At 43.5% G+C, this 21,178-nt stretch carries 19 protein-coding genes; 13 read left to right on the top strand and 6 right to left on the bottom strand.

The annotated features are described in order from the left end of the window. Positions 1–35: 35 nt before the first annotated feature. The 10 genes from gcvH to ABDD94_RS19235 all read left to right on the top strand — a co-directional run bounded on the left by gcvH (position 36) and on the right by ABDD94_RS19235 (position 10,354). Positions 36–416: a glycine cleavage system protein GcvH gene (gene gcvH, locus ABDD94_RS19190; RefSeq protein WP_345950480.1), complete on the top strand. Its 381-nt coding sequence runs from the start codon at positions 36–38 to the stop codon at positions 414–416. After that, a complete protein-coding gene (locus tag ABDD94_RS19195) occupies positions 416–805 on the top strand; it encodes a VanZ family protein (protein WP_345953584.1) in 390 nt (129 codons plus the stop codon). Before gcvH ends, ABDD94_RS19195 begins: the two co-directional genes overlap by 1 nt. Before the next feature lie 198 nt (positions 806–1,003). Further along, a complete protein-coding gene (locus ABDD94_RS19200; protein WP_345953585.1) occupies positions 1,004–3,835 on the top strand; it encodes an outer membrane beta-barrel protein in 2,832 nt (943 codons plus the stop codon). Between the two features lie 88 nt (positions 3,836–3,923). After that, positions 3,924–4,142: a FeoA family protein gene (locus ABDD94_RS19205; RefSeq protein ID WP_345953586.1), complete on the top strand. Its 219-nt coding sequence runs from the start codon at positions 3,924–3,926 to the stop codon at positions 4,140–4,142. An 8-nt stretch (positions 4,143–4,150) separates the two neighbouring features. Next, positions 4,151–6,262 carry a ferrous iron transport protein B gene (gene feoB / locus ABDD94_RS19210; protein WP_345953587.1) on the top strand — a complete coding sequence of 704 codons (2,112 nt, stop codon included), beginning with the start codon at positions 4,151–4,153 and terminating at the stop codon, positions 6,260–6,262. Between the two features lie 37 nt (positions 6,263–6,299). After that, positions 6,300–6,914 (top strand): SprT-like domain-containing protein, encoded by a 615-nt coding sequence (locus ABDD94_RS19215; RefSeq protein WP_345953588.1) that lies wholly within the window; start codon positions 6,300–6,302, stop codon positions 6,912–6,914. A 69-nt stretch (positions 6,915–6,983) separates the two neighbouring features. Then, on the top strand, positions 6,984–8,054 hold the full coding sequence (locus tag ABDD94_RS19220) for a PA0069 family radical SAM protein (protein ID WP_345953589.1): 1,071 nt from the start codon (positions 6,984–6,986) through the stop codon (positions 8,052–8,054). Positions 8,055–8,215: 161 nt separating this feature from the next. Next, entirely contained in the window at positions 8,216–9,517 is a 1,302-nt protein-coding gene (locus ABDD94_RS19225) for a DEAD/DEAH box helicase (protein ID WP_345953590.1), read from the top strand. A 12-nt stretch (positions 9,518–9,529) separates the two neighbouring features. Further along, complete coding sequence (locus ABDD94_RS19230) at positions 9,530–9,775, top strand: DUF1456 family protein (RefSeq protein WP_345950472.1); 246 nt, start codon at positions 9,530–9,532, stop codon at positions 9,773–9,775. A gap of 180 nt (positions 9,776–9,955) precedes the next feature. Then, positions 9,956–10,354, top strand: a complete 399-nt coding sequence (locus ABDD94_RS19235; RefSeq protein ID WP_345953591.1) for a VOC family protein — start codon at positions 9,956–9,958, stop codon at positions 10,352–10,354. Positions 10,355–10,533: 179 nt separating this feature from the next. Here ABDD94_RS19235 and ABDD94_RS19240 read toward each other — a convergent pair whose 3' ends face one another. After that, entirely contained in the window at positions 10,534–12,027 is a 1,494-nt protein-coding gene (locus ABDD94_RS19240) for a tetratricopeptide repeat protein (protein ID WP_345953592.1), read from the bottom strand. Between the two features lie 32 nt (positions 12,028–12,059). Here ABDD94_RS19240 and ABDD94_RS19245 point away from each other — a divergent pair, with 32 nt between their 5' ends. Together ABDD94_RS19245 and ABDD94_RS19250 are read left to right on the top strand one after the other, a co-directional pair. After that, the gene (locus ABDD94_RS19245; RefSeq protein ID WP_345953593.1) at positions 12,060–13,190 is read left to right on the top strand and encodes an acyltransferase; all 1,131 of its coding nucleotides are present in this window, start codon (positions 12,060–12,062) and stop codon (positions 13,188–13,190) included. A 155-nt stretch (positions 13,191–13,345) separates the two neighbouring features. Beyond that, entirely contained in the window at positions 13,346–14,218 is an 873-nt protein-coding gene (locus tag ABDD94_RS19250; protein WP_345955996.1) for an acyltransferase, read from the top strand. A 158-nt stretch (positions 14,219–14,376) separates the two neighbouring features. On the opposite strand, the gene ABDD94_RS19255 is transcribed toward ABDD94_RS19250, so the two are convergent. The 5 genes from ABDD94_RS19255 to ABDD94_RS19275 form a co-directional block, all read right to left on the bottom strand. Then, complete coding sequence (locus tag ABDD94_RS19255; RefSeq protein ID WP_345950466.1) at positions 14,377–15,123, bottom strand: C4-type zinc ribbon domain-containing protein; 747 nt, start codon at positions 15,121–15,123, stop codon at positions 14,377–14,379. Then, positions 15,123–16,220 (bottom strand): Nif3-like dinuclear metal center hexameric protein, encoded by a 1,098-nt coding sequence (locus ABDD94_RS19260; RefSeq protein WP_345953594.1) that lies wholly within the window; start codon positions 16,218–16,220, stop codon positions 15,123–15,125. The genes ABDD94_RS19255 and ABDD94_RS19260 overlap by 1 nt, the downstream gene beginning before the upstream one ends. 12 nt (positions 16,221–16,232) lie before the next feature. Next, positions 16,233–16,466 carry a DUF2905 domain-containing protein gene (locus ABDD94_RS19265; protein ID WP_345953595.1) on the bottom strand — a complete coding sequence of 78 codons (234 nt, stop codon included), beginning with the start codon at positions 16,464–16,466 and terminating at the stop codon, positions 16,233–16,235. Beyond that, positions 16,466–16,834 (bottom strand): TM2 domain-containing protein, encoded by a 369-nt coding sequence (locus ABDD94_RS19270; RefSeq protein WP_345950464.1) that lies wholly within the window; start codon positions 16,832–16,834, stop codon positions 16,466–16,468. The genes ABDD94_RS19265 and ABDD94_RS19270 overlap by 1 nt, the downstream gene beginning before the upstream one ends. A 169-nt stretch (positions 16,835–17,003) precedes the next feature. Further along, the gene (locus tag ABDD94_RS19275) at positions 17,004–17,414 is read right to left on the bottom strand and encodes a DUF4199 domain-containing protein (RefSeq protein ID WP_345950463.1); all 411 of its coding nucleotides are present in this window, start codon (positions 17,412–17,414) and stop codon (positions 17,004–17,006) included. A 193-nt stretch (positions 17,415–17,607) separates the two neighbouring features. Between ABDD94_RS19275 and mfd the strand changes: the two genes are divergently transcribed. Continuing rightward, positions 17,608–20,961, top strand: a complete 3,354-nt coding sequence (mfd, locus tag ABDD94_RS19280; protein ID WP_345953596.1) for a transcription-repair coupling factor — start codon at positions 17,608–17,610, stop codon at positions 20,959–20,961. Positions 20,962–21,178: the final 217 nt, after the last annotated feature.

Below are 21,178 nucleotides of genomic sequence, written 5' to 3' on the forward strand. Positions count from 1 at the left end.
GTTTTGTTATTTTTGGGCACCCAACACAAAATGATATGAATTTTCCGGCAGAATTAAAATATACCAAAGACCACGAGTGGATCAGAGTAGAAGGCGATGAAGCTTACATAGGCATCACCGAGTTTGCACAGCGCGAACTGGGCGACATTGTTTACATTGACATTAACACTGTAGGTCAGGAAGTAAGTAAAGAAGAAGTTTTTGGCACTGTTGAGGCTGTTAAAACCGTTTCAGACTTGTTTATGCCGGTTGCTGCAAGCGTTTTAGAGGTTAACGCCTTGCTTGACAGCCAGCCCGAACTGGTAAACACTGACCCTTATGGCGACGGCTGGATGGTAAAGATCAAATTAAGTGATCCGTCAGCAGTTGAAGGCTTATTATCGGCCGAGGATTATCAATCGTTAGTAGGCGCGTAATGCAAAACTTGTTAAAATATCAAAAGCTCACCTTATGGTGGGCTTTATTTGTTTTAGTGATGTGCAACATCAAAATGGGCAAAGCCGGTCATTCGCCGCTGTTTTTTGCCGGGTTTGATAAGCTGGTGCATTGCGGCTTCTTTTTTATGTTTACTGCATTGGCCGGTTATGGCATTATTAAACAGCGTGGTAACCTTACTTTGGCTACCGCCGTAAAAGTGTTCATCATAGCCGTGGCTTATGGCGCTGCGATAGAGGTTATCCAAAAGTACTTTTTCCCGTGGCGCGGTGCCGAATGGGGAGATTTATTTGCTGATACTGTAGGCGCCGGCATGGCTACTTTTAGCGGTTTAATAACAGTAACAGCGATACGTGATGAAAAGAATTAAATTAACAGCTGCATTTATTATTTGTATTGCCCTTTCTTCTTGCGGCATATTTAAAAAGGATTGTAACTGCCCACACTTTGGGAGCACAGTAAAAAATTATCCGGCACTGCGCAACGTTTAGTGTTGTGCTGCGTCTTGTGATAAGAAATTGACCGGCAAATATTATGGCCGGCAATCATCTAACTTATCACAAGACGCATGAAAAGAGCTTTACTCCTTCTCTTAACCTTTATTGTACTTACCTTTATTCACCACCCTACTTTTGCACAAAGTGGCGGTAGTGTTAAAGCGCACTTGGTTAACTCAAAAAGCAACGAGCCTGTAGAATTTGCCATGGTGGCGGTTGTGAAGGCCGCCGACTCTGCAACTGTAACCAATGCTAACGCAGATCAAAATGGCCGTATAACCATCACTGGCCTTGCACCTGGTAACTATAAACTGGTGGCAAAGCAGCTAGGGTTAGCAGCTAAGGTTACACCCTTTAGCTTAAGTACGGGCAAAATGACCATAGACTTAGGAAAATTAATCATGGAGCCTGATGTTAAATCGCTAAGCGCTATTGTGGTTGAAGGACAACAGGCACCTGTACGCGTTAAAAAAGATACCGTTGAGTTTAATGCCGGCTCTTACAAAACTCAGCCTAATGATAATGTGGAGCAGCTTTTAAAAAAATTGCCCGGCGTTGAGGTGGATAGAGATGGTAAAGTAACCGCCCAGGGCCAGCAGGTAAGCAAAGTTTATGTGGATGGTAAAGAGTTCTTCGGCAATGATCCTAAGGCGGCTATCAAAAACCTGCCTGCCGACGCCATAGCCAAAGTACAGGTGATTGATGACAAGACCGAGAAAACCAAAAATACCGGCATTGACGATGGTCAGCGCGAAAAGGTTTTGAACTTAACCCTGAAAGAAGATAAAAAGAAAGGCTGGTTTGGTAACGCATCTGCATCAGGCGGTAACACCGATCGCTTTTTGGGCCAGTTCAACATCAACCGTTTTGATAAGCAAAAGCAAGTTTCAGCGTTGTTCCTCAGCAATAACATCAACGAGTCGGGTTTTTCGATGGAAGACCTGAATGCCTTTACAGGCGGCAATACCTTCGATGCATTTAGAGATGCTAATGGGAACACTTCTATTAATATTGGTGCTAACGGCCGGGCCAATGTAAATGGCGTTTTTTCGGGTGTTAGCGGTGGTTTAATAACCAACCATACAGGTGGGTTAAACTACTCAGACCTATGGGGTAAGAAAGATGAGATTAAATTTAACAGCAGCTTTGTAACCGTAGTGTCTAACAATACGCTGGTGCAGGATGATGCCATCGAAAATCCGGCTCAAAATCTGCTTACCACACAGCGCAGTGTTGGCGAGAACAAGTATAACAGTTACCGCCTCAATATGAACTTAGAGTACAAGATGGATAGTCTTACTACCATGCGCATAAAGCCCAACTTGTCATACGGTTACCGCTCGGGCCGCAATACTTTAAATTATAATACCACCAGCTATGCCGCCGACCCGCGCAACTTGGGCAATCAGTTTCTGGATCAAACCATACGTACACCTGTGCTGGCAGGCCAGTTCAGCGTAAACCGCAGAATACCGAATGGCCGCGGCTCTTACAACATGTATATTACCGGCAGTTACAGCCCCTACAGCAACAAATACTCCAATAATTCGCTTTTAGCGCGCTTTAACGACGCGGGTATTAGGCAGGATAGTTTAAGCAACTTGTATACCGGCCAGACAACCGATGGCAGCCAGATCAACGGAACCCTATCTCACATCAGGCAAATTAACAAGAAGCAAAAGCTCAACTTAACCGTTAGTCAGAATTTGCAATACCGGCATGATGAAGCAGAACAAGCTACCTTAAACTATAATGCAGTAACCGGCAATTACGATATATTGAACCCGCAATACAGCGGCGACTATAACAACACGAACTACCGCTATTCATCAAGTGTGGGCTTAAACAAAGCTACCGATAAGCTAACGGTTAACCTAAGTGCCGAGGCCGCCAACCTGGGATTAAAAGGACAGGTAAACACCGCAACAAGCCCTATAGAACGCAACCAGTGGGTACTTGCCCCCAGTGCCAATATATCTTACCGCCCAAAGCCAGGGTCGAACTTTTACTTTTATATGCGTAATGATGCCCTTATGCCGGCTATTACTGATCTCCAACCATTTTTAAACACGGCCAACACCAATTATAAAAGGATAGGCAACCCCGATTTGCGTTTGGCCAGGTATGTAACCGTGAGTACCAATTTTAATACTTACGATCAGAAAACCAATAACTATATAAATTTTTACGCTAGCTACAATTATTACTGGAACGGCTTTTCGACCGAGAGCTTTACAGACGAAGGCGGTGTAACCACTTCGCGCCCTATTAATGCCGATGGTAATTACAATTTATCATTAGGTACCAACCTAGGCAGACCTTCAAAAATCAAAGGGCTGCGTTTTAACCTGGGGCTTAATGGCAACCTTAACCGCAATATCAACTTTATAAACGATAACAAAAATTCGGTACTGCGCATATCACCTGGATTGAGTTTGGGAAGCAGCTTCGACCGCGATAACTACCAGTTTAGCATACGTACCTACACGGCATACAACAATGCTAAAAACTCTTACCAAAGCGCGGCCGACCGTCAGTACTTTAGTTTCAATAACTGGTATTCGGCCAGTGTAAAACCGGTTAAAAACTGGCGCATCTTCTCCGAGTTGTTTCAAAACCTGTATAGGGGCAAACCATCTACAAGCAATACATCAGTGTATTTGCTCAATGCAGGCATTGAGCGTTATTTGCTAAAAGGTCAGAACCTTACCATAGGTTTAAACGCGTTCGACCTGCTCGATCAAAATGCAGCCTTACAACGCTCCTTATCAAATACGGGGCAAACCACGCGTACACAAACCAATACTATCGGACAATATTTTTCGCTGCGGCTAACTTACAAAATATCACGCGTGGGCACCCCAAACAGCAACACGCCTGGCGGCATGATCATTATGAGATAATGCTGTAAACGGCTCTCTTTTTTACAGAAATCAAACACTTCTCTTATTTGGATTTGATTTAAATAAGCGCTATGTTTGTCTTCGGTTTATGAAGAAGCTTTCGCAATTACAGATAGGTAAAAAAGGCGTGATTAAAGAATTCACAGACCTTGAAATGTCATTAAAATTAATGGAAATGGGTTGCCTCCCCGGCGAAGAAATCGTTGTTGAGCGGGTAGCACCACTGGGCGATCCTATTGCCGTTAACGTGTCTGGCTATATGTTGAGCTTGCGTAAGCAAGAAGCTTCGACCATTATTTTACAGTAGTTATTGCATTGAAGGCTGAGATTAGAGTTGCGCTTGTAGGAAATCCCAATACCGGTAAATCAACCCTGTTTAATTTACTAACCGGACTTAACCAAAAAATAGGAAATTTTCCGGGTGTAACAGTTGATAAAAAAACCGGCTATCTCAACTTGCCCGATGGCCGCCGTGCCGAAATCATAGATCTTCCGGGCACTTACAGCCTCTATCCTAAAAGCCGCGACGAATCTATTGTCTTCTCCGTACTGGCCGATCGTGTGAACGATCAGGCACCCGATCTGATTGTGGTTATTCTGGATGCATCAAACCTAAAACGTAATTTACTTTTATATACCCAGGTTGCCGATTTAAAAACACCCGTTATTGTGGCGCTGAACATGATGGACGTGGCCAATAAAGACGGCATTAGTATTGACATAAACGGCCTTTCGGCCAAGCTTGGCGTTCCGGTGGTTCCTATATCTGCCCGCCGTAACGAGGGTATTGATGAACTAAAAAAAGCTATTTCTTACGCTAATACATTTGCCTTACAGCAAGACAGTATTGATGTTAAAGCGATAGCCCCTCAACTGGTGGAAGCCATTGGCGAGGAGTTGAACGTAGACATTCCATACTTTGCCCTGCAGCTGGCGCACCAGCACGAGCACCTAAGCTTCTTGTCGGTTACCGAAAGCGGACGCATAGAGGAGTTGGAACAAATTCACAACTTTCACTCGCAAAAGGCCCAGGCTACCGAAACCATTGCCCGGTATAATTACATCAACGATTTACTATATGATACCGTAAAGGTAAAAGAAGCTGCCCGCGAGGAAAGTGCAAGTAATCGTATTGATAAAGTATTAACTCACCGGGTATTTGGCTTCCTTATATTTTTCGGCATTTTACTTTTTATATTCCAGGCTATATTTGCGTGGTCGGCCTACCCTATGGAGCTGATCGAAACGCTTTTCATCTGGATGCAGGGCGGCGTACACCAACTGCTGCCGGCTGGTCCGCTTACCGATTTACTGGCCGATGGTGTAATTGCCGGTCTGAGTGGCGTACTGGTGTTTATTCCGCAAATTGCTATCCTATTTGCCTTTATAGCTATTTTGGAAGATACCGGCTACATGGCCCGCGTTACCTTTATGATGGATAAGCTGATGCGCAAAGTAGGCTTAAACGGCAAATCGGTTGTACCGCTTATAGGTGGCTTTGCCTGTGCAGTGCCCTCTATTATGAGTACGCGCACCATTGAGAACTGGAAAGACCGCATGATTACCATTATGGTAACGCCGCTCATTAGCTGCTCGGCGCGTTTACCGGTTTACACGCTGCTTATTGCCTTAGTGGTGCCTAGTCGTAATATCTGGTGGATATTTAACCTGCAGGGCCTGGCGCTTACGGGTATGTATGTGTTAAGCCTGGTATCGGCCATTGTGATAGCCTGGGTAATGAAGCATATTCTAAAAGCGCGCGAACGCGGTTACTTCATTATGGAGTTGCCGGTTTACCGCATGCCCCGCTGGAACAACGTACTGCTTACCATGTTTGATAGGGCCAAAACCTTTGTGCTGGAAGCCGGTAAAGTAATAATTGCCGTTTCTATCATCCTGTGGGTGCTGGCTTCGTACGGCCCTGGTAATAGTTTTGAGCAGATTGAAAAGAAATATAAGGAACCGCAATACGGCCAGAAAATGAAACCCAGCGAGGTTGACCATGCCATTGCATCCGAAAAGCTGGAAAGCTCATACGCCGGTCACCTGGGCCGGGTTATTGAGCCGGTTATTAAACCGCTTGGTTTCGACTGGAAGATAGGCATTGCGATCATTACCTCGTTTGCTGCCCGCGAAGTTTTTGTGGGTACTATGGCCACCATTTACAGTGTGGATAACGCCGATGAAATTCAATCGGTAAAAGCCAAAATGCATAACGCCCGCAATGCCGAAACCGGTAAGCCTACGTTTACTTTGGCTGTGGCCTTTTCGCTCATGATGTTTTACGCCTTTGCCATGCAGTGCGCCAGCACGGTAGCCGTAGTTTACCGCGAAACCAAAGACTGGCGCTGGCCCGCAGTACAATTTGTGTACATGACGGCGCTGGCTTATACAGCTAGTTTCATTACCTATACATTACTGAAATAGGCACTTTCATTCTTATATTTGATCAGGAGTATCTGAGTTGGATAAAGTTAAAGTTTTAGAGAAATACGTTCCTGACGGCGCTGCGCCTTTATTGGCGAAGTGGATTGATTATTTTAAGTGCGAATTTAAAATTTCGCGCAGCCGTAATAGCAAGTTTGGTGATTATCGTCCGCCGTTTCAGAAAAAAGGTCACCGCATCTCAGTAAACCATAACTTAAACCCGTATGCATTTTTGGTGACTACCGTACACGAGTTTGCTCACCTGTATACCTGGAACCAACATAAACATCTTATTAAACCTCATGGTGCTGAATGGAAGGCTAACTTCAAAAAAATGATGCAGCCTTTTTTTGAGCAGCGGGTTTTCCCCGCTGATATACAGATTGCCATTACCGCTTACTTGAATAACCCGGCCGCATCCAGCTGTTCTGACTTGAATTTATACCGTGCTTTGCGCAAATACGACGCGGCACATTCATCGGCAACCACGGTTGAAAAACTGCCGTTGAAAGCTGTGTTTAAATTGAAAGACGGTCGTGTTTTTCGTAAAGAGGAACAGTTGCGCAAGCGTTTCAAATGTGTGGAGGTAAGTACTAAGCGGGTATACTTATTTAGTCCGGTTGCTGAGGTGGAAGTGGTTGAAGTAGCTTAACAACTTCCTTTATAAAATAATTAGCTTTTGGCCTTGCAAGTTTACTAATTAATTTAGCAAATTTGTTGTATGGCATTTGAGGCGAATCAGGATTTTTTTAAGGGGCGGGGGGCACAGGTTAACACGCATAACAAGTTCCTGAAAAACAAGTATGTAGCTCAACATATCGAAGCACTCGACGAGCCATTACTGCAACACAGCAAAACTCAAATTTTTGAAGAAACGCCCCGCAAGATCGTCAGCAAGTCTAACAGTCCCGATTTAAGCCACATGCATTCCATTAACCCCTACCAGGGGTGCGAGCATGGATGCATTTACTGCTACGCCCGCAACAGCCACGAGTACTATGGCTTTAGCGCCGGGTTGGATTTTGAGCGCAAGATAATTGTTAAGCGTAACGCGCCAGAACTGCTGGAAGCCTATTTTAACAAACGCCGTTATGAGCCTACACCCATCGTACTATCAGGCAATACCGATTGCTATCAGCCTATTGAGCGCGACCTGGAGATTACCCGTCGCCTGCTGCAAATATTTTTGCAATACCGCCACCCGGTAAGCATCATCACCAAAAACAATCTCATTTTGCGTGACATGGATATTATTACCGAGTTGGCCAAACTGAACCTCATCCACGTCAATGTATCCATTACATCACTGGATGAACAACTGCGCCAAAAGCTGGAGCCGCGTACCGTAACCTCTATTGGCCGTTTAAATGTGATTGAAAAGCTGGCTGCCAAAGGTGTACCAGTACGAGTAATGACAGCGCCTATCATCCCTGGCCTGAATAGCAACGAGGTACCCGCCATTATTAAAGCAGCGGCTAACCGCGGTGCAGTGGCCGCTGGCTTTACCATGGTACGCCTTAACGGTAGCATTGCCGAGCTGTTTACCGACTGGATTCACAAAACTTTCCCCGACAGGGCCGAGAAGGTACTAAACCTAATACGCGAATGCCATGACGGCAACCTGAACGATAGCGAGTTTGGCCGACGCATGAGCGGCGATGGACAAGTAGCCGATTCGATTCACCAGCTTTACCGCCTGGCCTGCAACCGCTACCTGGCCGATAGGGAAATGCCCGGTTACAACCTTTCCATTTTTACGCCAAAGACCGGCCGGCAGATTACGTTATTTTAAGTACAGGTAAAGAATAGTAAATTAAGGTGGATAGTTAAAGTCGCTGGACAATATTTATCCCTTATGCCTGAATGAAAAGCAGCTGGTTGTTGGTAGGATGCATGTACAGCTAATCACCCTCCCATATAATTACCTTATCTTTGCGGTAATCCATAACATACATGATCCAGCAATCCCTTAAAAATCTTAAAATAACTGCGCTTAACCCAATGCAGGAAGCAGCCATTGCCGCCGCTAAGAAAAGTGACGTTATTTTGCTTTCGCCAACCGGCTCGGGCAAAACACTGGGTTTTTTGCTGCCCATGCTGGGCGCTTTGAAACCCAATGTAACTACCGTACAGGCATTAGTTTTGGTACCCTCGCGCGAGCTGGCTTTACAGATTGAACAGGTTTTTAAAACCATGGGCACCGGCTTTAAAGTAAACTGCTGCTATGGCGGTCATGATGTTAAAACCGAACTGAATAACCTATCGCACCCGCCGGCTGTACTTATTGGCACACCGGGCCGCATTGCACACCACCTGCGCCGCGAAAGCTTTAGTACCCGCACAATTCACACCCTTATATTGGATGAGTTTGACAAGGCGCTGGAATTTGGCTTTCAGGAGGACATGGCTTACATCATAAAGCAACTGCCTGCTATTAAAAAGCGCATGCTTACCTCGGCTACCAAAATGGACGAGATTCCGGATTTTACCGGCATGATAAACCCTGCTACGCTTAATTTTTTAACAAACATAGCATCGGCACCCGATATTAAGCAAAAAGCGGTGATAGCGGCCAGTGAAGACAAACTGGAAGCGGTGTTTGCACTGCTTTGTAAAATAGGTAACGAATCGACCCTGGTATTTTGCAATCACCGCGATGCTGTTGACCGCATCAGCGATGTGCTTTGGGATATGGGCATACCGCATGGCATTTTTCATGGCGGTATGGAGCAAGACGATAGGGAACGTGCTTTAATCAAATTTAGAAACAGCAGCCATAAAATCTTAATCACAACCGACCTGGCTTCACGTGGCTTGGATATACCTGAAATTGAACACATTGTACATTACCAGCTGCCACATAACGAAGAAGCCTTTACACACCGCAACGGTCGTACAGCACGTATGAATGCCAAGGGCACCTCCTACCTTATGCTTACGCCTACCGAAAAGCCAACTTACTTAAAAGAAATACCCGAGACCGAAGATCTTACGGCAGAACCGGTACCACCGCAGCTATCGCCCTGGGCAACGCTTTATATTGCCGCAGGTAAAAAAGACAAGGTAAACAAGGTAGATATTGTAGGGTTATTACTTAAAAAAGGAGAGCTGGCTAAAGATGAACTGGGATTGATTGAAGTGCTCGATAATTCATCTTATGCTGCTGTAAAGCGTAACCTGATTGAACGTACCGTAAAGCTGCTGAAGGACGAAAAGATTAAGAATAAGAAAATAAAGATTGAAATATCCCGCTAATTAAAAAAGAATATGAGTAATAACGATATCATGAAGAAGCTGCGGGTAGCCATGAAATTTACCGATGATGACATTATCAAGGTACTGGACCTGGTAAACTTTCGCATCACAAAAACTGAAATTACGGCTATTTTCAGGGCTGATGATCACCCAAACTTTAAACCCTGCGGCGATCAGATCCTGCGTAATTTTTTGAACGGCCTTATTATTTACAAACGCGGCCCAAGACCAAAACCCGAGCCAAAAGATAAAGCATAGCATTGTAAGTTATTTGAGCTCCGCATCCTGATAAGATAGAACGCCTAATTTCAAGCAGGACGCGGAGCTTCTCATTATGACGGTTGTCGTAATCGGCAACCGAGAACACCGCTATCTAAAAATTTGCTTTTATAAGTTAAGCCACTTACCTTTAAGCAAATAACCTACAATCATTTTGTCATGACCTTTAAAAACGCTATCAGCTGGTTCGAAATACCAGCCACAGATGTTGCCCGTGCGCAAAAATTTTATGAAGCCATTTTTGACATTCAGATGCAGGCTATTGAGCACGAGGGATACAAAATGGCTATGTTTCCGCTCGAAGATCCGATGAGCGGTGTTGGAGGCGCTATTTGCCAGCAATCAGAATTTCATAAACCCAACGCTGATAGCGGCAGCCTCATTTACCTGAACGCTAACCCCGATGTACAAATCATAGCAGACAGAATAGAGGCCGCCGGCGGTACCATTGTAAGCCCTAAAGTTGAAATATCGCCCGAGTACGGTTATATGGCAGTGTTCCTGGATACAGAAGGCAATAGAATTGCGCTACACTCGCTTCCCGAAAAATATTTGTAGAGCCGCCTTTCCTAACACCGGAATGAACAGCTTGAGAACGACACATTTTACCAATAGGTCATCTCGAACGTGTACGAGAGATCTTTAAGCTGATTAACGTTTGGCTTAGAGAAGGTCTCTCGCATACGATCCACCATGATAGCATTGATAAGCAAAAGCCTTCTGTTAAGCACTACGTGCTACTGCTTCAGCCTCTTTAAGCCCTCTTTTGCCTTTTGCTCTATACTACTTTCCTGCTGATGATTTTTAAAACCAATAGCCATGTTGTAATAATTGATGGCTTTACTCTTATCCTGCCGCTGCTCGTAAATATTTCCAGCTTTTAAAGCCGACATGGGCCCAAAATAATACGCCATTCCCTTTCCAACCGTAATGGCTTGCTGGTAGTTACTTAAAGCATCGCTATCTTTTTGGAGGGCATCATAAACGCGGCCCAGGCGATAATAGTACTCGGCCTTGTCATGTGCAGACGAATAGCTATCTGCTTCTTTTTGTTTTAAAAGCATTAAGGCCTTATTGTACAAACCGCCATCAAACCATAAGCGTGCACGTAACAGAGTAGGATTGTATTGCGGGTCGGCTATTTCGGTAAGGGCACGCTTATCCTTATCATTATAGGTGTAGCCCTTGGTTTTAACCAGTTGCGTAAACGCGGTGTAACGCTTAGTATTTCCGTCCAATAAGGCGTCCCACGCTAAGCGCAGATAGGTGTCTTTAATAAAGTTTACACCTTTATTCGTTTGCAAAAACTTGTTGAAATAATTGATGGCTGTCTCGTCAGACACGTTCATCCTGGCCATGCCGGTTAAGTAATCCAGGTAAGGATAAGGCTGATATTCATCACCCTCCGGGCGCTTATCAAAATACCGGATGGCTTCAGTACTGTGTCCGGTACGCAATGCCACATAGCCCTGCATATAGTACTTTAACAAACTGCTGCTATCTATACGACCGGTGTATTGCAGCATCTTAGGATATGCCTGCGGATCATCAACCACATCGGTTTGCAAGTAGGTGGTGTAAAACACAGCCTCATCGTAAAACATAGCATACTTTGATGCCGGCAAATGAGCAGTTACGGTTTGCAACATGTTGATGCCGCCAATTATTGATCCCTTAATACCAAAAACGTTCAGTACACTCTTTAGCGCACCGTCTGGCAAAGCGCCAAGCGCTACATTCACCACTCCTAACGGTATATCATCCGGTAAAAACGCGGGGAATTTCTTTTGGTTATCCTGCAACAACCGGTAAGCCCTGTTAATGGCAAAGCCGGCGGTTGTATTATCGCCAAAGCGGCTATGCAGAAGCGCCCATTGTAAGTTTACTTGGGCCAACGCAAAATTACGCCAGGGCGAGTTTTTATCTTCATCGTCCAGCTTGTCCAAACGGTCAGACTTATTTGCTTTCAGACGGTCGTATTCGGCTTTGCTTTCCGTACTCAGCATCCAAAAGTAATCGTAATAATTATCAAGCATTATGGCAAAGCTGTTTTGGGGATGAACAGCCTTTTCATGATCGATTTGCTGACGTGCAGCTTTAAGTTTAAAGCTTAGGATGTTCTTGTAGGCCTGCGTGCAATTGGCGTTTACATCAAAATTAGCGTAAGTATTATTTACTGATATGAGTTGGATTAACAGAAAAACCAACAATAAATGGATATATTGCTTCAAAATTCGACCTGTGTTAGATAATATAATGCTTAATGTCTAAAAAAATACTTGCGTTACAAATGCTAAGAGCCATCGCTGTGGCTTTAGTTGTTCTAATCCATGCAGCTGCCGACAGGCAAATCAACATCTCATCAAATAATTTTGTTGAACACTTTTTCAATTTAAAATACTGGGGCTTTATTGGTGTAGATTTATTTTTCTGCATTAGCGGGTTTATCATGACCGTTGTAGTTCCATCCTACTTAAAGGAAGGCGGATGGAAAAAATTTGCGATTAAAAGAGTAGTCAGAATTGTCCCTTTATATTATCTGATCACATTATTTGATTTGGGCATAGCGGTTTTTAAACATCATAAGCAGTTAGACTTGCAGGTGCTATGCAAAAGCTTGTTTTTCTTCCCTTTTTTCGACCAGTCTACATTTGTAAAACCATACACCATTGTTGGATGGACGCTATCCTATGAGATGTACTTTTATCTCCTGGTTTGCCTTATGATTTGTTTGAAAAAGAATATTTACCGAAATCTTTTAATCATTATAGCAGCCCTGGCCACCGTGGGCACATTCCTGGATCCTGTAAATCCGTTAGTTAAGTTCCTTACCAGCCCTTTGCTGTTAGAATTTGCTATGGGTGTAATTTGCGGATTAATTTATGAAAGAGCTAATACAATAGCTTTCTCTAATAATACTTACAAATTTGTTTCAGTGCTCCTTGTTGTTTTGGGCATAGGCCTCTCCTGTATATCGCTATTTATATTGCCTACCCATAATGGCAATATGCTTGGCGAGTTAACTACGGTTGCCAACAATAATGTGGCCGCTTTAAAAAGGGTAATTATAATGGGCGTACCCAGCGCAATATTCTTAATAGGCGTTGTTTTCTCTGAAAAGCACTTTAATATAAAAATACCATATGTACTCATCCTTTGTGGTGATGCCTCTTATTCCTGTTACTTAATCCATATGCATACTTATCCGGCTATTGCAAAGGTATTTAATGCTTTGCATATTAATACTAATATCTTCTTACTGCTGCTTATTCCTATCTGTTTGGGTATTAGTGTAATTTTTTACAGAATTGTTGAAATGCCTTTAACACGATTTGCCGAAAAAATTACACATCGTTTTTTGCCTCAGCGCAAATTCGTAGCTAAGCCTGTCTAATTACGGTAGACATTAAGCGTTGTACCGTAAGCGATTGTTTTAGCAATAAAACAGCTATTACCTTAAAAATATTTAATTATTTTAGCCCTACAAGTTCAATAATGGAAACTACCAAAAAGGTTAATAGTTTAAGCTTCTTGAGATTTTTAGCTGTAATGCTGGTTTGCTTTTGTCATTTTGCTAATCCGTTAGTGGCAAACAACCCCTTAGCACCAATATTTCAATGGTTTAAAATATACGGCGTACATGGTGTTCAAATTTTTTTCGTCATATCAGGCTTTGTTATACCACTCAGTATGGATAAAGCCCAGTATTCTATTAAACACTACTTTAAATTTATAGCCAAGCGTGCAGTACGTTTGCACCCACCCTACCTGGTTGCCTTAGCGCTCACACTCGTTATCATTTTTCTAGCTAACAAGGTTAAACATATCCCTTACCCCGAAACTATTATATCGACCCTCAAAAGCTGCTTTTACTTGCATGAGCCGCAGCACATACCTGTATTCTGGACTTTGAAAATTGAGGCGGAATATTATATTTTCATGGGCCTGTACTTTGTGTTACTTAAAAACTTCCCTAAGCTAACCATGTGCTTAAGCTACCCACTGTTTATGTTTTTAAGCCAAACCCAATTACCCGATTACATTGGCTTATTTGAGCACCTGGTGTTCTTTTTAATCGGCGCAACCGGTTACCTTATATACATGAAACAGGCTCCTGGTATATTGGAATGGGCCTCACTTGCAGCTTTGAGTATTTTCACTTTTGTATATTATCCTTTTGGCGGAGCTTTGGCAGCATTGTTTACAGTGCTGTTTATACTCTTCTTCAGAGGCGAAATCAGTCCATTTTTTAATTACATGGGCGAGGTGTCTTATTCCATTTATTTAATTCACTACCCTATCGGCGTAAAAATTCATCAATGTGGCGATGACGCATATCAACCCAAATTACTGGTTGGGCTTGTTTTCAGGCACCCTGGTATTTGTAATTTTGATTTGCCTGGTATTCTGGAAATATGTTGAAGACCCTTTTGCCAGGCTTTCCAATAAAATTAAATACGGCGACAGGAAAAGGCCGCTTCCTGTGACCATCCCAAGCAGCATTTAAGCAAAACATTATAAAAACAAAAAACCCTTTACCATTAGTAAAGGGTTTTTGTTTTATGTTCTTAATTGGCTTATTAAGCAGTTTGCTCTTCTTCAAGCGCCATTTGCTCATCAACTAAAATACGGCCGCAGTGTTCGCAAACAATAATTTTTTTGCGCTGACGAATGTCAGACTGACGCTGTGGTGGAATCTGGTTGAAACAACCTGAACACGAATCGCGCTGAATGGTAACAACAGCCAAACCATTTTTGGCGTTACCACGTAAACGGTTATAAGCTATCAGCAAACGCTCTTCGATGTTTTGCTTGGCAGCTTCTGCATGTGCGGTTAATTCGTTTTCTTCTTTCTCAGTTTCAGAAGTAATAGTACCCAGTTCAGCTCTTTTTGCTTCCAGGTCGGCACGGCGGCCTTCCAGTTCGGCTAAAGCTTTTTCATAGATCTGTGTTTTTGAGGTAACCTCAAAACCATACTCCCTTATCTTTTTCTCACTAACCTGAATATCCAATCCTTGTATCTCAATCTCTTTTGAGATGGCATCATACTCGCGGTTATTCTTAACCTCGTTTAGCTGCGCCTCATATTTTTTGATATTAGCCTGAGCATCACGGATTAGGTTCTTGCGGGTTACAATATCATCCTCCACATCATCCAGCTCATTTTTTATTTTCTGAATGCGGGTTTCCAGACCAGCTACATCATCTTCCAGGTCGGCAACTTCCATAGGCAGTTCTCCTCTTACCTGGCGTATTCTGTCAATCTTGGTATGGATAGTTTGTAGGTCATATAAAGCTTTCAGCTTTTGTTCTACGGTTTGTTCCATCAAATAAAATATTTTATGGGGTTTGTATTAATTTCTGTTAAACGGACCGCAAAGTTACTAAATTTTTTCTGTATTATTTCATACAATAACTGCTGTGTAAATTGCTCACTTTCAAAATGTCCAATGTCGGCAATTACGATGCGGCCTTCAGCATCAAAAAACTCATGGTACTTGTAGTCTGCAGTTACAAAAACATCGGCTCCGGCAGCTATCGCCTGCTTCAACAAAAAGCCTCCCGAGCCGCCGCAAACCGCTACCTTTTTAACCAGTTTGCCCGTAAGTTGGGTGTGCCGAACTACGGCAGCCTTCATAGTATTTTTTAAATGCCTTAAAAACTCGTTTTCGCTTAATGGGCTTTCTAGTTCGCCAATCATGCCCGAACCTACTTGCTGGTGCTGGTTGCTTAGTGTGTACAGATCGTACGCTACTTCCTCATACGGGTGGTTTAGAAAAAGCGCCATCAATAACTTACTTTCCAAGTGTGCCGGATAGATGATCTCGATCCGGGTTTCAGCTTCCTGATGTATTTTGCCTGGTTCACCAACGTAAGGGTCGGTGCCCTGTTCGGCCTTAAACGTTCCTGTGCCTTCGGTATTAAAGCTGCACTCGCTGTAATTACCTATATGCCCGGCTCCTGCTTTAAATAGAGCGTTACGTACTACATCGGCATGGCTATGCGGTGCATAGGTAACCAGCTTTTTAAGCAACCCCGCCTTGGCAGATAATATCCTGGCGTTTTTCAGCCCAAGGGTTTGTGCAATGCGGGCATTTACGCCGTCCATTACATTATCCAGGTTAGTATGGATGGCATAGAGCGCAATATCATGCTTAATAGCTTTTTCTACCACACGCTCTACATACGTTTTGCCATTAAACTTTTTAAGACCTTTAAATACGATAGGGTGATGTGAGATGATAACCTGACAGCCGGAAGCAATGGCTTCATCAACCACGGCTTCGGTACAATCCAGTGAAATGAGAGCCTGCGTAACTTCGCGGTTTCCGTTACCCACAATCAGGCCCGAGTTATCATAATCTTCCTGGTAAGCCAGCGGCGCTACGCTTTCCAAAAAGGAGGTTAATTCGTTCAACTTCATAAGTGCGGCAAGTTAGCTGTTGCTTATCCAGTTCCAAACACGAATGATGATAAATATTAATAGGTTCAATAGTATAAGCGTGGCAACAGGAAAGTAAAATTTAAATTTTTCACGTTCAATATTGATATCGCCGGGCAGGTGCCCTATCCAACGCAACTTATCACCCAAAAAGTACCAGATAACGCCCGCCAATAGTATGAACGCTCCGATAAACATCAACGACTTACCCGTGCTGTTACCTACCATTAAGCCTTAAAACCGCCGCTCATATTTACCATTTGCAGCGCTTCGTAAGCCATATCTTTGTTATAATCGTTAGCCAGGCTTTTGTAATTAATTAAGTCAACAATAGTACCTATTAAACAAAAGCCACCTGTAAGCAAGTAAATAATACCCATGCCTATCTGGCCAACTACAAAACGCTGCACACCGGCTACAACAATAAAACCTAATAGTGTAAATAACAATATATCGGAAGGATTGCGGCGTTTGCCCTGATAAACGAACCTAAAGCTATTCACTTGCTCATCGGTTAAACCTGCAGTAGCCTGTTGTAAAAAGGCAAACTCTTCGGGTGTGATGCCCGGCAGCATAATGAATGGATTTTGTTGCATGATAATTTAAGTTTCTTAGTTTTTAAATATAAGACTTGCACCTAATTATTTTGTTACATACCATCATTTAATTTTAACGGTGCGTTAATATTGAAATCAACTGCCAAACCACTTCAAACAAAAAAAGCCCCGGTAATTCCGGAGCTTTTTTTGTTATTAAGCTAAGATATTAATCGACGCTGTTTTTTGATTTGGTCATGAGCAGCAGCGTAGCGCCTAATGATGACAATACGCCAATAAGCAATGCACCAAATAATCGGCCCGAAAAATCGCGCATGTTATGTTGTGACTCTACATAGTTCACATATATGATGCCTACAAATATGGCTACAATACCGCCCACTACCAGTATTTTAAAGCTTTGTATCAGCCCTTCTAAAAAACTCATTCTACCATTCAGGTCATGGTCTCGGTAGCTCTTAAGCCCTAAGAGTACCCCAACTATAGGGATGATTACCGATATATATTCGATAGGTGAAACCTGATCGTTAAACGTTGTATAGCCGGCCCAGCGCATGATAAACAGCCAAAGCCCGCTTAGTACACCTATTATTAATCCGGATGAAATTGCGTTTTTCATGGTATTATTGGTTAAGTTGATCTATTTAGTATCTATAATATCACTAAAAGGAACAGAGCTGGGTAATTGTTTGCTCGCTGCACAGAAACAAAAGCCAAGAATTAGGAACCAGATCCTTACCTGTACAGCTTGGCTCTCTGTTCTTGTCAGCGCTGGCTTCAACGGCATCTTTTTTGCTTATCTTTGTACTGTTTTGAACATTCGTGATATTTTAGATAGGTATAAAACCGACGAGCGGGTAAAAGAGCTTGCCCAGGCACTTAATAGTTCCAAAAACCCCAGGGTGCAGCTGCGCGGACTGGTGGGATCAAGTGATGCCACTATTGCGGTGGCCTTGTACTTTTTACAGCACAAGCACCAGCTTTTCATTCTGCCCGACCGCGAGGAGGCCAGCTATTTTATGGCCGATCTGGAAAACCTGACCGGTAAGGAAGTATTGCTGTTTCCCTCCAGCTATCGTAAAGCATTTGAGTTTACCCAGCCCGACAGCAGCAATGTGCTGGCCCGCGCCGAGGTTTTAAACGAACTGAATCACTCCACCGAGTTTGGGCAGATCATTGTAACCTACCCCGAGGCTGTTGCCGAAAAGGTGATTGACCGTTCATCGCTCGAAAAAAACACGCTCGAAATTGCAGTTAATAATAAGCTGAGTATCGATTTTATTAATGAATTTTTAATTGAGTACGATTTTGAACGTGTTGATTTTGTATACGAGCCCGGGCAGTTTTCTATTCGGGGTGGTATAGTTGATATCTTTTCTTTTTCACATGACCTGCCTTACCGGGTAGAATTCTTCGGTGATCATATTGAGTCGATACGTACGTTTGAAATAGAAAGCCAACTTTCGGCCGAGAAGGTTAAAACCGTTACCATCGTTCCTAACGTTCAGTCAAAGTTCTTGACCGAAAACAATATCTCACTGCTGGAATATATCGAAGGCGATACGCAAGTTTGGATAAGAGACGTACAATTTACTTTAGACATTATACAGGAAGGCTATAAAAAAGCCAGCCAGTTGTGGAAAGCGCTTTCAGCTGATGAGAAGAACCAAAACCCCGACTGGATTGACCCTAAATATGCCTTTACCGATGAAAAAATGATTGCCGACCAGCTGCATGATTTTGCAGTGGTTGAGTTTGGCAAACAGTTTTTTTATACGGCTAATCATAGCATTAACTTTGATATAAAGCCGCAGCCCTCTTTTAATAAAGACTTCCAGCTGCTAATCCATAATATCAAGAACAACGATGCCGAGCGGATTGAGAATTTAATTTTTACAGATTCGGCCAAACAGGTGGAGCGCTTATACGCCATTTTTGATGATCTGGATAAGACAGCGAAATTTACGCCGGTACATGTTTCCATCCGCGAAGGATTTATTGACCGCGAGCAGAAACTAGCCTGCTATACCGACCACCAGATATTTGACCGCTATTATAAATATAAACTGCGCAAAGGGTACCAGCGCACACAAGCCATTACCCTAAAAGAGTTGCGCGAGCTTAAGCCTGGTGATTATGTAACCCACATTGACCATGGTATTGGCAAATATGCCGGCTTAGAAAAAGTGGAGGTAAACGGCAAAATGCAGGAAATGATACGGCTCATATATGCCGATAATGATTTGCTGTATGTAAACATCAACTCGCTTAACCGTATCTCTAAATTTAGCGGCAAAGAAGGCTCGGTTCCCAAAATGAATAAGCTGGGTACCGATACCTGGGAACGGTTAAAGAAGACCACAAAAAAAAAAGTTAAAGACATAGCCCGCGACCTGATTAAGCTTTACGCCATACGTAAAACTAAAGAGGGTAACGCTTTCTCGCCCGATAGTTATTTGCAAACCGAGTTAGAAGCGAGCTTTATTTACGAGGACACGCCCGACCAGGAAAAAGCCACAGCCGACTTCAAGAAGGATATGGAATCGCCTCACCCTATGGACCGCCTTATTTGTGGCGACGTAGGTTTTGGTAAAACTGAGGTAGCTATACGTGCCGCCTTTAAGGCCGTGGCCGATAGTAAACAGGTAGCCGTACTGGTGCCAACCACTATTTTGGCCGCACAGCATTACAAAACCTTTTCTGACCGGTTGAAGGGCTTTCCAGCCAATATTGATTTTATTAACCGCTTTAAAACCAATAAGCAAATTAAGGACAGCCTGGCTAAACTGGCCGAAGGTAAGCTGGATATTATTATAGGTACCCATCGGTTGGTTAGCAAGGATGTAAAGTTCAGAGACCTGGGCCTGATGATTATTGACGAGGAGCAAAAATTCGGCGTGGCAACTAAAGAGAAGTTAAAAGCCATGCGTGCCAACGTAGATACGCTCACGCTAACGGCCACCCCTATTCCGCGTACGCTGCACTTTTCTTTAATGGGCGCGCGCGACTTATCTATCATATCTACCCCGCCGCCTAATCGCCAGCCGGTAGTAACCGAACTACACGTGTTCAACGACAAGCTGATTAAAGAAGCGGTTGAATATGAAATTGACCGCGGCGGACAAATATTCTTTATTCATAACCGCGTTGCCGATTTAATGCAACTGGGTGGCATGATACGAAAACTGGTACCCAAAGCACGCATAGGTATAGCCCATGGACAGCTGGAGGGTGATGATTTGGAGGATGTGATGCTTAAATTTGTGAACCATGAGTATGATGTACTGGTGGCCACTACCATAATTGAGGCCGGTTTGGATATACCTAACGCCAATACCATCATCATTAACCATGCACACATGTTTGGCCTGAGCGATTTGCACCAAATGCGGGGCCGGGTAGGCAGGAGCAATAAAAAGGCATTTTGTTATTTGCTAAGCCCGCCGCTTTCTACCCTAACGCCAGAGGCCCGTAAACGCCTGAGCGCTATTGAAGAGTTTAGCGACCTGGGCAGCGGTTTTAATGTAGCCATGCGCGATTTGGACATACGCGGCAGCGGTAACCTGCTGGGCGCCGAGCAAAGCGGCTTTATTGCCGAAATTGGCTTTGAAATGTACCACAAGATATTGGACGAAGCCATACAGGAACTTAAGGACGAAGAGTTTAAAGAACTGTTTAAAGATGAAAAGCCAAGGCCTTTTATCAGTTTTACGCAGATTGATACGGATATGGAGATCCTCATACCCGATGAGTATGTAACCAGCCTTACCGAGCGTTATAACCTGTACACAGAAATATCCAAACTGGACAACGAAACGCAGCTGCTCGCCTTTGAAAAACAACTGGCCGACCGCTTTGGTCCCATCCCACCGCAGGTGCACGATCTGTTGAATACCATACGCCTGCAATGGCTGGGCAAAGCCATTGGTTTCGAGAAAATATCATTGAAGAAAAACGTGCTGCGTGGCTATTTTTTATCGAACCAGCAATCCGCCTACTTTGAATCGCCCGCATTTATGCAGGTACTGAGCTTTGTTAAAACCAACATGCGCCGCGTAAACATGAAAGAAGTAAAAAACACCCTCCGCATTAGTATTGAAGGTGTGCATAGCGTATTGGAAGCGGTGGATCTATTGAGCGAGATTGGGCTAAGTGTAACGGCTTAGTGCATTAGTCAGCAACGTTGTTGTAACTGTTAGAACAACCTTCTATACACATAACCGTGTGGGCTTAAGTCTCGGTTTCTTTCATTCAATATAAGGGCATAGATATAGATATACTATCACCTTATATACCTCTTATACCGATTATAGCCTGTTAAGAAAGCGCTTCAAATATCCTTCCGCTTTGAAATTGCTGGTAACAAGCAATTAAAAAATGCGC

The sequence above is a fragment of the Mucilaginibacter sp. PAMB04168 genome (assembly GCF_039634365.2).
In the GTDB taxonomy this organism is placed as follows: Bacteria; Bacteroidota; Bacteroidia; order Sphingobacteriales; family Sphingobacteriaceae; genus Mucilaginibacter.

Excerpts from the sequence above, each read along its gene's own strand:
- gcvH (WP_345950480.1), top strand. The coding sequence starts at position 36 with ATGAATTTTCCGGCAGAATTAAAATATACCAAAGACCACGAGTGGATC.
- ABDD94_RS19195 (WP_345953584.1), top strand. The coding sequence starts at position 416 with ATGCAAAACTTGTTAAAATATCAAAAGCTCACCTTATGGTGGGCTTTA.
- ABDD94_RS19200 (WP_345953585.1), top strand. The coding sequence starts at position 1,004 with ATGAAAAGAGCTTTACTCCTTCTCTTAACCTTTATTGTACTTACCTTT.
- ABDD94_RS19205 (WP_345953586.1), top strand. The coding sequence starts at position 3,924 with ATGAAGAAGCTTTCGCAATTACAGATAGGTAAAAAAGGCGTGATTAAA.
- ABDD94_RS19220 (WP_345953589.1), top strand. The coding sequence starts at position 6,984 with ATGGCATTTGAGGCGAATCAGGATTTTTTTAAGGGGCGGGGGGCACAG.
- ABDD94_RS19225 (WP_345953590.1), top strand. The coding sequence starts at position 8,216 with ATGATCCAGCAATCCCTTAAAAATCTTAAAATAACTGCGCTTAACCCA.
- ABDD94_RS19230 (WP_345950472.1), top strand. The coding sequence starts at position 9,530 with ATGAGTAATAACGATATCATGAAGAAGCTGCGGGTAGCCATGAAATTT.
- ABDD94_RS19235 (WP_345953591.1), top strand. The coding sequence starts at position 9,956 with ATGACCTTTAAAAACGCTATCAGCTGGTTCGAAATACCAGCCACAGAT.
- ABDD94_RS19245 (WP_345953593.1), top strand. The coding sequence starts at position 12,060 with ATGTCTAAAAAAATACTTGCGTTACAAATGCTAAGAGCCATCGCTGTG.
- ABDD94_RS19250 (WP_345955996.1), top strand. The coding sequence starts at position 13,346 with ATGCTGGTTTGCTTTTGTCATTTTGCTAATCCGTTAGTGGCAAACAAC.
- ABDD94_RS19255 (WP_345950466.1), bottom strand. The coding sequence starts at position 15,123 with ATGGAACAAACCGTAGAACAAAAGCTGAAAGCTTTATATGACCTACAA.
- ABDD94_RS19260 (WP_345953594.1), bottom strand. The coding sequence starts at position 16,220 with ATGAAGTTGAACGAATTAACCTCCTTTTTGGAAAGCGTAGCGCCGCTG.
- ABDD94_RS19265 (WP_345953595.1), bottom strand. The coding sequence starts at position 16,466 with ATGGTAGGTAACAGCACGGGTAAGTCGTTGATGTTTATCGGAGCGTTC.
- ABDD94_RS19270 (WP_345950464.1), bottom strand. The coding sequence starts at position 16,834 with ATGCAACAAAATCCATTCATTATGCTGCCGGGCATCACACCCGAAGAG.
- ABDD94_RS19275 (WP_345950463.1), bottom strand. The coding sequence starts at position 17,414 with ATGAAAAACGCAATTTCATCCGGATTAATAATAGGTGTACTAAGCGGG.